The organism is Rhodoblastus sphagnicola (genome assembly GCF_002937075.1).
Classification (GTDB): Bacteria; Pseudomonadota; Alphaproteobacteria; order Rhizobiales; family Beijerinckiaceae; genus Rhodoblastus; species Rhodoblastus sphagnicola.
This window is the reverse complement of the sequence record NZ_NHSJ01000070.1, coordinates 12,819-26,385: the sequence shown is the minus strand read 5'-3', so window position 1 is coordinate 26,385 and position 13,567 is coordinate 12,819. Positions and strand designations below refer to the sequence as shown.

Below are 13,567 nucleotides of genomic sequence, written 5' to 3'. Positions count from 1 at the left end.
TTCCCCTCAAGCGGTGATGATGGTGCCGACATGCTCGCCCGCGAGCGCGCGGGTGAGATTGCCGGGGACGAGGCCGTTGATGACCTGAACCTCGCGCACGTGGCGGGCGGTCTTGATCAGGTCGAGCACGGGGAATTCCAGGATCGAATCATGCAGGCCCTTGGCCTTCATCTCGTCCACCGAGATTTTCGGGATGAAGGTCGCGGCCTTGTCGGTCTTGGGATTGCCGGTATAGAGGCCGTTCTCGTCCTTCACATAGATCATCTGCTTGCAGCCGAAGGTTTCGGCGAGCAGGAAGCAGCCGGCGTCGGTGCGATAGGGCGGAATCACCCCCTCGGGCGCCGGGCGCATCCACAATTGATAAGGCGGCATGCCGCTGAAGATCACGGCGTGGACTTCTTCGAGAAAGAGCGGGACGGCCGAGAGACCGGCCCCGTCCACCAGCGAAATGCCGTGCTTGGCCAGGAGATGACCGAGCATGGCGGCGTTCTGGTCGGCGACGGAAGCGCCGAGCTGCGACAGCACGCCCGCCGGCAGGCCAAGACCGGCCGCGATGGAATAGAGATGGCGGGCGCGGGTGCCGGCGCCGGTGCCAATCAGAAGCTTGTGGTTCTTGCGGGCGGCGACGATCTCGTCCACCAGCGGGTAGAGGCCGGCGCGGCCCCGGTCGATCACGCTCTGGCCGCCGATCTTTATGACGGAGGCGTCGGGCAGGATGCGATAATCGGCGGATTTCTCCGCCGCCGCCAGCAGTTCGGGGTCGGTCAGCGAACGCTGCATCAGCAACGCTTCGAGATCCGTATGCGTCTGGGCCATGTCAACGTTCCATCCGTTCGCCAGAATTGGCTTCGGGCTTGGACATAGCCGACACGAGTCGTTGCGACAATATGAAGCAGAATTGCTCAGCCAAGGTGCTGAAGAAAGCCTTCCGGCGCGCATGTCGAATGGGCGTTGTGGACCCATTCTTCGCAATGTGATGAATATGTAGTCAGAACACCTGTTGCAAAAATACAGCGTAGTGCAATTGAATCTATTCGCCTTTGAAATGTTGTCATAATTCTTATTGAATCCTTGCGGCCAAGCCCTAGAAATTTTTAGCCAGGAAATCAGAGGTCTCTAAGGGTTCGCGCCCAGGGTTTGTGACGGCTTGCGGCGGAAGTGTTCCGCTCAGGCCGAAGCGAACCTGTGCGCAGCGCGCGACGCCTCATGTAATCATGGATGACGTCGTGACGCCTATCCGTATTCACCTTTGCGTTGCTTTCGCCCGCGTTCGCGCGGGGCGCGCCGCGCGCGCGAAAAACCCCGCGCCTTTCCCTCTCCCTTTCGTCAACCGGAGCCTCCCCATGGATAGAACAATCGCAACGCTGGCGCTCGCGGGCGCCCTGGCCGGGCCGCAGGCGGCGCTGGCCCAGGACGCCGGCGGCGTTTACAATCTCGGCGAAATCCACGTCACCGCGTCGGGTTCGTCTGATGTCAACGTGGTTCCGGGCGCGCCCGCCAATACCTCGGCGCGGGCGCAAACCGCGCCGTTCCAGTCCGCCACGCCGGCGCCGCTCGGCGGCGACACCGTGACGGCGGAGAAGATCGACGCCTTCGGCAAGACCAGTCTCGACAAGGCGGTGGAGCTGACCCCCGGCGTCATCGCCAATGACGGCGCCGGCTCGCGCAACGAGCAACTCGTGTTCGTCCACGGCTTCGACCGCACGCAGGTTCCGCTGATGCTCGATGGCGTGCGCATCTATCTGCCCGCCGACAACCGCCTCGACTTCGGCCGCTTTCTCACCGGCAACATTGCGGAAGTTCAGATCGCCAAGGGCTATGTCTCGGTGCTCGACGGCCCCGGCGGCGTCGGCGGCCAGATCAACCTCGTCACCCGCAAGCCCACCAAGGAAGTGGAAGGCGAGGTCGGCTCCGCGCTCGATTTCGGCGGCCCCGGCTGGCTCACCGGGCAGCGCGCCTGGGCGCGGCTCGGCACCAAGCAGGAGAATTACTATCTGCAAGCGGCGGGCGCCTGGGATTATTCGCGCGGCTGGGCCATGCCCGACGCCTATCAGGGCAATTCCATCCAGGGAACAGGCCTGCGCGGCCATTCCGGCCAGCGCGACACCAGTCTGAACCTCAAGGCCGGCTACACCCCCAACGCCACCGACGAATATTCGATCAACTTCCTGCGCACCGACGGCGAAAAGGGCGCGCCCTACGCGGTCAATTATCCCATCAACAGCCAGCGCTACTGGAGCTGGCCCTATTGGAACACCCAGAGCCTGGCGCTGCTCACCCACACGGTGATCGATCCCACGCTCTACGTGAACACCAAATTGTTCTGGAATCGCTTCGACAACGCGCTCGACATGTATTCCAACGCCGCGCAGACGCTACAAAACAGCCCGAAGGCCGGCTATTCGCCCTATCACGACTGGAGCCTCGGCGGTTCGGTCGAAGTCGGCAAGGTCTTGACCGATTGGGACACGGTCAAGGCGGCGTTTCATTACCGCCGCGACCAGCACAACGAACAGTCGCAATATTTCACCACCAACACCGGCTCGACCGGGGGCTGTACCGCCAATGTGGTGTGCTATATCGCGCCCCGGCTGACTTCGACCGAGGACACTTATTCGCTGGCGCTGGAAAACACCATTCACGCCACCCCGACCGTGGATCTGGTGCAGGGCTTCAGCTACGACTGGCGCGATCTGCTCGCGGCGCATATCCTGGATTCCGGCGTGAAACCCTATGCCGTGCGCGCCTATCCGGCCCAGACCGACGGGGCGCCGAACGCGCAGGGCGCGGCGATCTGGCATTACAACGACACTGACAAGCTCTATCTGTCGGTGTCCGACCGCATCCGCTTTCCGACCCTGTTCGACCGCTACAGCACCCGCTTCAACAGCACCCTGCCCAACCCGACGCTCAAGCCCGAGCGGGCGGTCAATGTCCAGCTCGGCTGGGAAGGCTATGTCGCGCCGCGTCTGAAGCTGGCGAGCGACGTCTACTATTCTCATGTCGATGACATGATCCAGACGGTCAACCTGAGCGCCACGCTGTCGCAGAGCCAGAATGTCGGCAAGGCCGATTTCGTCGGCGCCGATTTCAAGGCCGATTACGCCGTGAACGAGGATCTCGATGTCGGCGGCCATACGGCGCTGATCCATCGCACGCTGGCGATCCCGGCCAGTTCGACCGTGCAGCTCACCGGCGTGCCGGCCATCACCGGCTTCGGCTATGTCTCCTGGCGTCCGCTGACCAATCTGACGCTGACCCCCAGCGTGCAGATCGCCGGCGCGCGCCTGACGCAGAACGTGGCCGCCACCGCCTATTTCCAGACGGGGGCTTACGCGATGCTCAACTTCCAGGCCGAATACAAGGCGCTCGTCAATCTCAGCTTCTTCGCCGGCGGCAAGAACCTGACCGACCGCCTCTATGTGCTGACCGACGGCTATCCCGAACCGGGCCGCACCTTCTACTTCGGCGCCAAGGCCACCTTCTGACCCGAGCCGACCCTGACCGGAACAGTGGCGCGCGACTCCCTCGCGCGCCATTTTTGTCGGCGCGGGCCGGACAATCGGCAAAGCCTTTATCGAGACCTATTGTCGCGTTTCCGCCGATACAGACATTTTGTTCGTGCATCGACGCGAACTACGGTGTTTCCTGTCGTATTCCCGCGAACATGAAAGCTGAGTAAATAACGCTTTCGCTTCGTTTCGCCGGTGGCATGGAGTTTGCCCTTATGAAGCGCGGGGCGCATCCGCTCGCGATGCGCGAAAGGAGCTTTTCATGAACGCCAGAGCTTCCATCGTGGCGGTCGGCGGCGCGGACAGCGCCGGGAAACGCGGCGTGATCGGCGATTTCATCGAACGGCGCCGCGCCGAGGGTTTTCGCGTCGTCGGCGTGGTCGAGGCGCGCGACCCCGGCGCCGGCGCCTGCGGCGAACTCGCGGTCACCGATCTCGCCACCGGCGCCCGCATAAAAATCTCGCAAAATCTCGGGCCGGGCTCGACCGCCTGCAACCTCGACCCCGGCGGAGTCGCGCTGGCCTGCGCCGCCGTGCAGCGCGCGCTGAAATCCGGCGCCGACATGGTCGTGCTCAGCAAGTTCGGCAAGCTCGAAGCCGGGGGCGGGGGCCTGCGCGACGCCTTTTGCGCCGCGCTCGACGCCGGCGTTCCCGTGGTCACCACGCTGCATCCGGTCTTGCGCGAGGACTGGGCGCGTTTCGCCGGCGACCTCGCCGAGGAAATCGCGCCCGAGTTTTCGGCGCTGGAAAACTGGTGGCGGGATCTTGCCGCCGCCGCCCCCGCCGCCCACGCCGCATAAGGAAGGACCATGAGACAGACTCACGACCTCTACGCCTTCCAAAACCTGCGCCTCGCCGTGGTGATGGGAACCAGCGAAATCGCTTCCGCCGTGGCCGTCGCCCTCACCGGCGCCGGCTATGGCGTGGCCATGGCCCACGATCCCTTTCCGCCGGTGATCCGGCGCGGCATGGCGTTTCATGACGCGCTCTACGACGATCCCGTCGAGGTCGGCGGCGTCCTGGGCGAACGCGCCGAAGGCCTGCTCGAAATCGCCGCCGTGCTGTCGCGGCGGGCGCGGGTGGCGGTGACGCCGCTGTCGCTGATGGAGTTGCTCGCTTATCGCACCGCCGACGTGCTGGTGGACGCGCGCATGCAAAAAGCCCTGATCACCCCGGATTTTCGCGGGCTGGCGCGGCTGACCATCGGCATGGGGCCGAAATTCGCCGTGGGCGAGAATTGCGACATCGCCATCGAGACCCGCCCCACGCGCGTCGGCGCGGTGCTGACCGAGGGCGAGACCGAGGCGGCCGACGGCGTCGCGCGCCAACTCGGCGGCGTCGGGCGCGACCGCTTCGCCTATTCCGACCGCAAGGGCATGTGGCGCACCCCCGTCGATATCGGCATGTGGGTTCCCAAAAATTTCGTCATCGGGCGCCATGACGGCATGCCCGTGGTCGCCCCGATCGAAGGTTTTGTACGCGGCATTGTCAGGGACGGCGCCTTCGTCCCGGCCGGCGTCAAACTGCTCGAAATCGATCCGCGCGGGCGCGAAGCCTGCTGGACCGGCATGGACGAGCGCGGGCTGAAACTGGCCAACGCCTGTCTGCGCGCGATCGCCGCGCGGCCGGCGACGGCGCCGCTCGCCGCGTTCGGCTGAGCCGGGGGCCGCGCGCCCTGGCGCCGTCAGTTCGCCTTGAACGCCTTTTCGACGGCCTGTTCGAACGTGGCGTGATGCCTTTCCTCTTGCGCCTTGATGGCGCGGAAATGTTCGGCGAGCGTGTTTTCGCCGCGCGCCTCGGCTTCGGAGGCCAGCCGCGTGTAAAGACCGACATCGTCGTTCAACTCGTCCCGCACCGCCTGGCGCAGATTATCGGCGTCGCTCTCCACCAGCGCGCGGATCAGGGCGCGCCAAGCGCCCCGACAAAAAACGCCTTCAACCGCTCGCGATAGGCCGGCGTGTCGGCCCAGGTGGCGGCGGCGTGGTCCATGCCGTCGAGCAGCAGCAACTCCTTTGGACCGGCGGCGGCGGCCAGCATGGCGCGGCTTTCCTCCGGCGGCGTGTAGGCGTCGGCGCCGCCGCCGACAATGAGCACAGGCGCCGTCACCTTGCGCAAAACCTCGATCGGCCGCAACCGCTCCGGCCCGACGCCGAAACGCGGATAGGACTGGTATTTCAGCAGGGGCGTCAGCAAACTGGGCAAGGGCTCCGGCGCATGGGCGGCCACGCGGTTGCGAATGGCGGCGTCAATGTCGGGAAAGACGCAGACCAGGGCGAGAGCCTGCGCGGGCAGGGGGCCATCGTCGCCGAGCAGCGCGGCGGCGCCGCCAAGCGAGATGCCGATCACCCCGACCGGCGCGTTGGCCTGCCGCGCTTTCAGCCAGTCGAAGGCGGCGCGGGCGTCGCGCGATTCGCTCAGGCCGAAGCTGTGCGCCGCCGCGCCGGACCCGCCATGGCCGCGCAGGTCGACGGTAAGAACCGCAAACCCCTGTCGCGCCAGCCAGCCGGCCTGGGCGGCATAGCCGGTCCTGTCGGCGAAAACGCCGTGCAGCAGCACGATGCCCGGCGAGCCCGGCCTGCGGCCCGGCCAGAAGGTGGCGGCAAGCGTGATGCCGTCGGCGGCGGTCAGGGTCAGGTCGCGCGCCGGCGCCACGGCGGGAACGGCGGCGACGGGAACCCGGCCCCACACCATGGCCGAACCCGCCAGCCAGACCAGCGCCGGAACGGCGGCGGCGAAGAGGGCGAGGCCAAGCCAGATCATGCGCGCGCGTCTCATGACCGCGCCGGCGTCGCGGCCTCGGGCGCGGCGCGATTTTCAACTGGCCCCGTCAGCAGCGCGCGGCAGCGCCGCGCCGTGGCGATGGCGAACGCATCGACGCGGCTGAACGGCCGCGCCAGCGCGAATGTGGCCGCGATCACCAAAAAGCCCGCCGCGACTCCCGCAAGCGCAACCCCGATCCCCGGCGCCAGCGCGACCACGACGAAGGAGCCGCCCCCCATCAGGATCGGCCAATGCGCCAGATAGATCGGAAAGGACAGCCGGCCGAGCGCGACAAAGGCCGGCCGCGTCAGCACCCGGCCGAGCGGCGCCGAAAACGCCAGCCCGATGAAGAGGAAAATCGCGCCGTAAATTTTTTGCGGGAAGGCCTGGCAGGGCAGGCTGAACAGCGACAGGTCGCAAGCCGCGCGGGTGAGCGCGAGCCGGCCGAATTCGGCGTGGCGGCCGAATTCCTCCTGAAGGCAGAGAAAGCCGCCCAAAACCAGCAGGCCGACCGCCAGCGCCTGCGGCAAATGCAGGGATCCCCGCGCCCTTTGCCGCGCTTGAATCGCCAGCGCGATGGCGTGTCCGGCGAGAAAGCAGATGAAATGCGACCTGAAGATAAGGAGCGCCAGCGCCGCGAGGACGACAGGCCAGAATCTTGTCGCCCGCGCCCCCAGCACCAGCAGGAACACCAGAATCGAGCCCTGCAACTCGATGCTGAGCGACCACAGCGGCGCGACATAGGCGTGATTTATCGATTCGGCGAAACCGGGCGCCTCGAACGGAAAGCTGTTGTCGTAGCCGAGGAACAGCGGATTGAGCGTGGCGTCCTTGAGCCATTGCGCCAGTCCCGGCGGCGGGCTGAAGGCGTGAACCAGCCAGTTCGACCCGGTGATGAGACCGGCTCGCGCGTGAAGGTCGCCGAAAACGAGTCTGAACGGCGCCGCTAGCAGGCAAGCGCAAAAGGCCGGAATGAACAGCCTGACCACCCGCGACAGCAGCGCGGCCGCAGGATGCGCCAACTGGCGCTGGAACGCGAAGGTCAGGACGACCCCGCTCAGCACAAAGAAGATATAGACGGCGCTGTAGCCGTCGCAGAGCAGGAACAGCGGCGAGCCGTGCAGGATGCGCGCCCAGACCGGTTCGGAGCCAAGGAACACCAGCGCCGGAAAAAAGGCGCTGAAAACATGCAGCAACAGCACCTGCAACGCCGCGAGGCCCCGGATCGATTCGAGATGCGCCAGCCGGCCCGGCTCCGGAACTGCAAGGGGTCGCGCCATGAAACCGTGGCTCCAGGTTTTGGATGACGCAAGGTAATCATGCAACCCTTAACGATTGCATGATCCGGGGCGCGGCTTTCGGCGGCATTGCGGAATCTCGTCGCGACTCCTTGCCAAATTCAAAATTCTGAGCTAGACGCCCCTCCATCCCACACGCGGACATGCGCGCTCCTGTCTCAAGGCGGCGCTCCGGTGGCTGGACGTCCAGCCCATCGTCCGCGGAGGTCCAACCGGAGAGAAACTATGGCGCTTCCCGACTTTTCCATGCGCAGCCTGCTCGAATCTGGCGCGCATTTCGGCCACCAGTCGCACCGCTGGAACCCGAAAATGGCCCCGTTCATTTTCGGCACCCGCAACAACATCCACGTCATCGACCTCGCCCAGACCGTGCCGCTGCTGCATCAGGCGCTGAAGGCGGTGTCCGACACCGTGGCCCGCGGCGGCCGCGTGCTGTTCGTCGGCACCAAGCGTCAGGCGCAGGAGCAGATCGCCGACGCCGCCAAGCGTTGCGCCCAGTATTACATCAATTCCCGCTGGCTCGGCGGCATGCTGACCAACTGGAAGACCATTTCGGCCTCGATCTCGCGCCTGCGCAAGATTGACGACCAGCTCAACTCCGGCGCCTCCGGCCTCACCAAGAAAGAGCGCCTGATGATGTCGCGTGAGCGCGACAAGCTGGAAAAGGCGCTGGGCGGCATCAAGGACATGGGCGGCGTGCCCGACCTGATCTTCGTGATCGACACCAACAAGGAGCAGTTGGCGATCAAGGAGGCGGCGCGCCTCAACATTCCCGTCGCGGCCATCCTCGACACCAATTGCGATCCGGACGGCATCACCTTCCCGATTCCCGGCAATGACGACGCCGGCCGCGCCATCGCGCTCTATTGCGATCTGGTCGCCCGCGCCGCGCTGGACGGCATTTCCCGCAGCCAGGGCTCGCTGGGCATGGATCTCGGCGCCGCCGAGGCGCCGGTCGCCATCGAACTGCCCGCCGAGGTCGAACTCGCCTCCACCGAGGTGTTCGAACTGCTGACCGCGCCGCGCGGCGCGCCGGACGATCTGTCCAAGCTCGCGGGCGTCGGCCCGCAGGTCGAGAAGAAGCTCGCCGACGCCGGCCTGTTCCATTATTGGCAGTTCGCCGCCATGACGGAAGCCGACGCCGCCAAGATCGACGCCGATTTGAAGCTCAACGGCCGCGTCGCCGGTTGGGTGAGCCAGGCCCGCGAAATGATCGCCGCCTGAGGCGGGATCTTTCGTCTCCGACGAAGTTTTATGCGGCGCGCCAACAATGGCGCGCCGTCTGTTTGACCGGCGCCTGCTGTCGCGGCGCCTTCATCGATTCGGGTTTTCATACGCCGGCGCCGCGAAAAATTCGCCGGCCGAGCACAAGAGGATGACGTTCATGGCCAATATCACCGCCGCACTGGTGAAGGATCTGCGCGAAAAGACCGGCTCCGGCATGATGGACTGCAAGCAGGCGCTCACCGAGAGCAACGGCGACATCGAGGCGGCGGTCGACTGGTTGCGCAAGAAGGGTCTGTCCAAGGCGGCCAAGAAGTCGGACCGCGTCGCGGCGGAAGGCCTGATCGGCATCGCCACGTCCGGCACGACCGGCGTCGTGGTCGAGGTGAATTCCGAGACCGATTTCGTCGCCCGCAACGAGGAATTCCAGGCGCTGGTCAAGACGATCGCGCTGGTCGCGGCCGAAAAGGGCGAAGCCGACGTCGAGACGCTGAAGGCCCAGCATTATCCCGGCGGCGAAGGCAATGTGGCCGACGCCATCTCCAACGCCATCGCCACCATCGGCGAGAACATGACGCTGCGCCGCGCCGCCTTGTTGAAGGTTTCCGAAGGCGTGGTCGGCCATTACCTGCACAATTCCGTCGGCGAGGGCCTGGGCAAGATCGGCGTTCTCGTGGCGTTGGAATCGACCGGCGACACGTCGGCGCTGGCCGAACTCGGGCGGAAAATCGCCATGCACGTCGCCGCGACCAATCCGGTGGCGCTGGATGCGACCGGCGTCGATCCGGCGGTGGTGGAGCGCGAGAAGAACGTTTTGCGCGAAAAGAACGCGGGCAAGCCGGCCCATGTGCTGGAAAAGATCGTCGAATCCGGCCTGAAGACCTATTTCAAGGAAGTCACGCTGGTCGAGCAGGCCTATATCCACGACAACGGCAAGACCGTGGCGCAGGCCGTGGTTGAAGCCGCCAAGACCGTGGGCGCGCCGGTCGCGCTCAAGGGTTTCGTGCGCTATGGCCTGGGCGAGGGCATCGAGAAGGCGGAAGCCGATTTCGCGGCGGAAGTCGCGGCGGCGGTTTCGGGCGGCTGAGGCTTAAATCCCGGCGCGTCATGCCCGGCCTGCGCCGGGCGTGGCCTGCGTCGACACGCTGAAAACCCGCCCCAGCGCGTCGCGCGCCGGGACGGGTTGCAAACGCCGCCGCGCCAGAGCATGATCCCAAAAAGTGGACGCCGGTTTTTGGAAAAGATCATGCGAAAACAAAGACTCTAGAGCGCGATGCGTTTCCGTGGAAACGCATCGCGCTCTAGGCGACAGAGTCGCCGAGTCTGTCAGCCGGATCAAGCGGCGCGTTCTTCGCCGTTCATCGGTTCGAAATTCTCCGGGGCCAGAGCTTTCAGATCATCCAGCGCATCGTCGAGATGCCCGACCACGCGAAGGTATGTCTCGCTGTTCAGATGACTTCGCATGAGTTCGGCGCGCGCATAGACGATATTGATCCATGCGCGTTCCGCTAATTCCAAGGCCTGGGCTGTCATTGTCCGTACCTCTCCAGCGCGGCCGCGACTCATCGACCGCGACGCCAGTATGGCGCCAATGTGGCGACACGTTAAAGTTGTGTTTAAGTCTCTATTAACAATTTTTGGTTGTGTTGCCGATCCGCGCCTGTCGGCAGGACGGGAGCGCTGGCGGCGGGGAAGGTTTTGCGCCGCGGCCGCGTTCGTGGTGGATCGCCCCGCTAGAGCATTTTCAAGCGAACCGGCATCTGCTTCGCTCGAAAATTGCGCTAGTCTACTCGCGCGAACGCCACGGCGAAGTCATCGCCATAAATCCTCTTCCACTCGGGACGCCCCGCCAAAACCTTGTTGAGCGGCGCGGCCGGCGGCAGCAGGGTCCATCTAAACCCGTATTGCGCCACGCCGGCGTCGAACGCCGCCGCGTCGCCCGCCACCATATGATCGTAGCGGAAGAAGAAGGCGTCGCCATACATGTCGAAACGGCCGTCGATGAACGGTTTGACGCCCGAATAGATCAGCGGCCCGCCAAAACTCAATTCGTTCAGCACCGGTTTGTCGCGTAGAACCTGCGGAACGGCGGCGAGCGCCGACAGCGGCGCGGTCGGCGTGTCCACGCGCTCCAGCGGAACCAGCAGCCGCACGGCCGCCAGCAGCGCCATCAGCGCGAAGCCGCCGCGCCACAGGGCGCCATCGCGGCGCGACACCGGCTGTTCGCCACGAAAAGCCGCCGCCATCGGCCCGGCCAGCAGCAGCGGCGCGACAATGCCAAAGATCATCTGGTGGCGGCCCTGGTGCAGCGCCATGTGGATCAGCCCGAGCAGTACCACGAGGCGCAAGGGTTTCACCCGCACGGGGCGGAACAGGGCGAGGCCGACCAGCGCCAGCAGGGCCAGCTCCATCGGCTCGAAATGATCGAAACTCATCGCCCGCCATTCGACGATGCTCCCGAGCGTTTTCAGGTTCATCACGGTGAGCGGAAAGACGAAGGTGTGAAAACCCTGCGGATTGATCAGGCAGACCAGCGCCGCGCACACGCCGAACAAGGCCCAGCCGCGCAAAACCTTCAGCCGTTTGTCCGCGCGCGCCTCGACCAGCGCCTCCAGCGCGAAGGGACCGATCAGCGCCAGCCCGAGCAGGAAACTCGCGTGCATGTTGACCCAGAGCAGCATGACGCCGGCGAGCCAAAACGGCGGGGCCTTGTCCGCCGCGCGCGCCGCCATCAGCCGATCGACCCAGAACGCCAGCAGGAAAAGGCCGAACAGATGCGGGCGCACCAGCAGGCTCGGCGCGATCAGGCTGAACCCCACCAGCATCAGCGCCAGCAGCGGGATGCCGCTCAAGCCGTCGCGCAGGGCGCGGCGGGTCAGGATCAGCAGCGTCCCGGCGACCAAAGCGCCCGTCAGCGCCACCGCGCCGCTCCAGCCGGCGACCTTGAACGCGCCGGCGAACAGGATTTCCGCCAGCCATTCGTGGGCGTTCCAGTAAATTCCGGGGGCCGAGAACGAAAAGATGTCCGTGGTCGGCACCGCGCGATGGGCGAGAATCCACTGGCCAGCGGCGATATGCCACCAGGTGTCGCCGTCATTGAGCACGGCGGGCGAGGCCAGCGTCAGCGCCAGGGCCAGCAGCGGCGCGATCAGCGCGTAAACCGCGTCGGGCAGGCGCGTGGCGGACGGGGCGGCGGAAAGGGAGACGGGCATGGTCATGACGCAAGGATGCCCTAAAGGAATTAACAGCCGATTTCGGCCGTGACGGGTGTTCTTGCGCGGGAAAGCGGGGAAGCCTATGAAAGCGGCGCCTGCGCGAATCGTCCGGGCCGCTGAGATTTTGGGGACACTTGCATGGCTTCGCAGTCGCCGCTGTGGAAACGGGTGGTGGTCAAGCTGTCCGGCGAAGCTTTGCAGGGCGGTCAGACCCACGGACTCGACGGCGCCACCGTGGACCGCATCGCCGCCGATCTGGTTTCGGCCGCCGAACTCGGCGCGGAGATCGCGGTCGTCGTCGGCGGCGGCAATTTCTTTCGCGGCATCCAGGGCGCCGACAAGGGCATCGAGCGCGCGCGCGCCGATTCCATCGGCATGTTGGCCACGGTGATGAACGCGCTGGCCATGGAGCACGCCATCGAGAAGCTGGGCCAGTCGGCCCGCGCGCTGTCGGCGGTCGCCATGCCGTCGCTGTGCCAGCCCTATTCGCGGCAGGCGGCGCTGCACCACCTCGCCAAGGGCCGCATCGTGATGCTGGCCGGCGGCACCGGCAATCCGTTCTTCACCACCGACACCGGCGCGGCCCTGCGCGGCGCGGAACTGTCCTGCGACGCCATCATGAAGGCGACGCAGGTCGATGGCATCTATACGGCGGACCCGAAAAAAGACCCGACCGCGACGCGGTACGACCGGCTGACCCACGACGAGGCGATCGCCAAAAACCTCGCGGTGATGGATACGGCGGCATTTGCCCTTGCGAGAGAGAACCGGATTCCGATAATCGTGTTCTCCATCGCGGAAGCCGGCGCCATACGCGCCGCTCTGGAAGGAAAGGGCAGGGCGACGCACGTCCTGCCGGCGTGATTTTTTAGGCGGGACCGAGGCGTTCCGCTGATAAGGCCGGGTTGACGCGAAGGGCGCCAAAAGGCGACCCCGCCGCCGCTCGGCAAAAGGGGAAGTGAATGGCTGCCGAATTTGACATCTCCGACATCAAGCGCCGCATGCAGGGCGCCATAGCCTCGCTGAAGCACGAACTCACGGGCCTGCGCACGGGGCGCGCCTCGGCGGCGCTGCTGGAGCCGGTGATGGTCGAGTGCTACGGCCAGGCGATGCCGATCAACCAGGTCGCCACGATTTCGGTCTCGGAAGCCCGCGCGCTGGCGGTGCAGGTGTGGGACAAGAACATGGTCGGCGCGGTCGATCGCGCCATCCGCGACGCCAATCTCGGCCTGTCGCCCACCACCGAAGGCCAGATCCTGCGCATTCGCATCCCCGAGCTCAACGAGCAGCGCCGCAAGGAGCTGGCCAAGATCGCCCATAAATATACCGAGGAAGCCCGCGTCGCCGTGCGCCATGTGCGCCGCGACGGCATGGAAATCCTGAGGAAGCTGGTCAAGGACAAGACCATCAGCGAAGACGACGAGAAGCGTCACGAGGCCGAGGTGCAGAAGGCCACCGACGCCGCCATCGTCGAGGTCGATCAGGCGCTCGCGGCCAAGGAAAAGGAAATCATGCAGGTTTAACGATCTTGCGGCGGCGGGGCCTCGGCCGTTATGCTG

General features: G+C 65.7%; 13 protein-coding genes. 7 read left to right on the top strand and 6 right to left on the bottom strand.

The window, feature by feature from the left end; all coding sequences use genetic code 11:
• Positions 1–6 precede the first annotated feature (6 nt).
• Entirely contained in the window at positions 7–816 is an 810-nt protein-coding gene (locus tag CCR94_RS11060) for an amino acid kinase family protein (protein ID WP_104507910.1), read from the bottom strand.
• 527 nt (positions 817–1,343) lie between these two features.
• On the opposite strand from CCR94_RS11060, the gene CCR94_RS11055 reads away from it, so the two are divergent.
• From CCR94_RS11055 to CCR94_RS11045, 3 genes are all read left to right on the top strand, one after another.
• Entirely contained in the window at positions 1,344–3,488 is a 2,145-nt protein-coding gene (locus CCR94_RS11055; protein WP_104507909.1) for a TonB-dependent receptor plug domain-containing protein, read from the top strand.
• A 286-nt stretch (positions 3,489–3,774) separates the two neighbouring features.
• A complete protein-coding gene (locus CCR94_RS11050; protein WP_104507908.1) occupies positions 3,775–4,311 on the top strand; it encodes a DUF2478 domain-containing protein in 537 nt (178 codons plus the stop codon).
• A 9-nt stretch (positions 4,312–4,320) separates the two neighbouring features.
• The gene (locus CCR94_RS11045) at positions 4,321–5,169 is read left to right on the top strand and encodes a xanthine dehydrogenase (protein ID WP_104507907.1); all 849 of its coding nucleotides are present in this window, start codon (positions 4,321–4,323) and stop codon (positions 5,167–5,169) included.
• Between the two features lie 26 nt (positions 5,170–5,195).
• On the opposite strand, the gene CCR94_RS11040 is transcribed toward CCR94_RS11045, so the two are convergent.
• Genes CCR94_RS11040 through CCR94_RS11030 form a run of 3 tightly spaced genes read right to left on the bottom strand, consistent with a single transcriptional unit; the run spans position 5,196 to position 7,551 of the window.
• A complete protein-coding gene (locus CCR94_RS11040; RefSeq protein ID WP_104507906.1) occupies positions 5,196–5,399 on the bottom strand; it encodes a ferritin family protein in 204 nt (67 codons plus the stop codon).
• Between the two features lie 11 nt (positions 5,400–5,410).
• Positions 5,411–6,286: an alpha/beta hydrolase gene (locus CCR94_RS11035; RefSeq protein ID WP_104507905.1), complete on the bottom strand. Its 876-nt coding sequence runs from the start codon at positions 6,284–6,286 to the stop codon at positions 5,411–5,413.
• A complete protein-coding gene (locus tag CCR94_RS11030; protein WP_104507904.1) occupies positions 6,283–7,551 on the bottom strand; it encodes an acyltransferase family protein in 1,269 nt (422 codons plus the stop codon). The genes CCR94_RS11035 and CCR94_RS11030 overlap by 4 nt, the downstream gene beginning before the upstream one ends.
• A 243-nt stretch (positions 7,552–7,794) precedes the next feature.
• On the opposite strand from CCR94_RS11030, the gene CCR94_RS11025 reads away from it, so the two are divergent.
• Both CCR94_RS11025 and tsf read left to right on the top strand, forming a co-directional pair.
• On the top strand, positions 7,795–8,793 hold the full coding sequence (locus CCR94_RS11025; RefSeq protein WP_104507903.1) for a 30S ribosomal protein S2: 999 nt from the start codon (positions 7,795–7,797) through the stop codon (positions 8,791–8,793).
• A gap of 160 nt (positions 8,794–8,953) precedes the next feature.
• On the top strand, positions 8,954–9,880 hold the full coding sequence (gene tsf / locus CCR94_RS11020; protein WP_104507937.1) for a translation elongation factor Ts: 927 nt from the start codon (positions 8,954–8,956) through the stop codon (positions 9,878–9,880).
• 248 nt (positions 9,881–10,128) lie between these two features.
• Here the strand turns inward: tsf and CCR94_RS11015 are convergent, their stop codons facing one another.
• Both CCR94_RS11015 and CCR94_RS11010 read right to left on the bottom strand, forming a co-directional pair.
• Positions 10,129–10,326, bottom strand: a complete 198-nt coding sequence (locus CCR94_RS11015) for a hypothetical protein (RefSeq protein WP_104507902.1) — start codon at positions 10,324–10,326, stop codon at positions 10,129–10,131.
• A gap of 248 nt (positions 10,327–10,574) precedes the next feature.
• The gene (locus CCR94_RS11010; protein ID WP_104507901.1) at positions 10,575–12,011 is read right to left on the bottom strand and encodes a hypothetical protein; all 1,437 of its coding nucleotides are present in this window, start codon (positions 12,009–12,011) and stop codon (positions 10,575–10,577) included.
• Positions 12,012–12,146: 135 nt separating this feature from the next.
• Between CCR94_RS11010 and pyrH the strand changes: the two genes are divergently transcribed.
• Positions 12,147–12,872 carry a UMP kinase gene (pyrH, locus tag CCR94_RS11005; RefSeq protein ID WP_104507900.1) on the top strand — a complete coding sequence of 242 codons (726 nt, stop codon included), beginning with the start codon at positions 12,147–12,149 and terminating at the stop codon, positions 12,870–12,872.
• A 98-nt stretch (positions 12,873–12,970) separates the two neighbouring features.
• A complete protein-coding gene (frr, locus tag CCR94_RS11000) occupies positions 12,971–13,531 on the top strand; it encodes a ribosome recycling factor (protein ID WP_104507899.1) in 561 nt (186 codons plus the stop codon).
• Positions 13,532–13,567: the final 36 nt, after the last annotated feature.

Bases quoted from the DNA above. Each gene is read 5' to 3' on its own strand.
- CCR94_RS11045 (WP_104507907.1), top strand. From the start codon at position 4,321: ATGAGACAGACTCACGACCTCTACGCCTTCCAAAACCTGCGCCTCGCC.
- CCR94_RS11010 (WP_104507901.1), bottom strand. From the start codon at position 12,011: ATGACCATGCCCGTCTCCCTTTCCGCCGCCCCGTCCGCCACGCGCCTG.
- CCR94_RS11050 (WP_104507908.1), top strand. From the start codon at position 3,775: ATGAACGCCAGAGCTTCCATCGTGGCGGTCGGCGGCGCGGACAGCGCC.
- CCR94_RS11030 (WP_104507904.1), bottom strand. From the start codon at position 7,551: ATGGCGCGACCCCTTGCAGTTCCGGAGCCGGGCCGGCTGGCGCATCTC.
- CCR94_RS11055 (WP_104507909.1), top strand. From the start codon at position 1,344: ATGGATAGAACAATCGCAACGCTGGCGCTCGCGGGCGCCCTGGCCGGG.
- pyrH (WP_104507900.1), top strand. From the start codon at position 12,147: ATGGCTTCGCAGTCGCCGCTGTGGAAACGGGTGGTGGTCAAGCTGTCC.
- CCR94_RS11025 (WP_104507903.1), top strand. From the start codon at position 7,795: ATGGCGCTTCCCGACTTTTCCATGCGCAGCCTGCTCGAATCTGGCGCG.
- CCR94_RS11035 (WP_104507905.1), bottom strand. From the start codon at position 6,286: ATGAGACGCGCGCGCATGATCTGGCTTGGCCTCGCCCTCTTCGCCGCC.
- CCR94_RS11015 (WP_104507902.1), bottom strand. From the start codon at position 10,326: ATGACAGCCCAGGCCTTGGAATTAGCGGAACGCGCATGGATCAATATC.
- frr (WP_104507899.1), top strand. From the start codon at position 12,971: ATGGCTGCCGAATTTGACATCTCCGACATCAAGCGCCGCATGCAGGGC.
- tsf (WP_104507937.1), top strand. From the start codon at position 8,954: ATGGCCAATATCACCGCCGCACTGGTGAAGGATCTGCGCGAAAAGACC.
- CCR94_RS11060 (WP_104507910.1), bottom strand. From the start codon at position 816: ATGGCCCAGACGCATACGGATCTCGAAGCGTTGCTGATGCAGCGTTCG.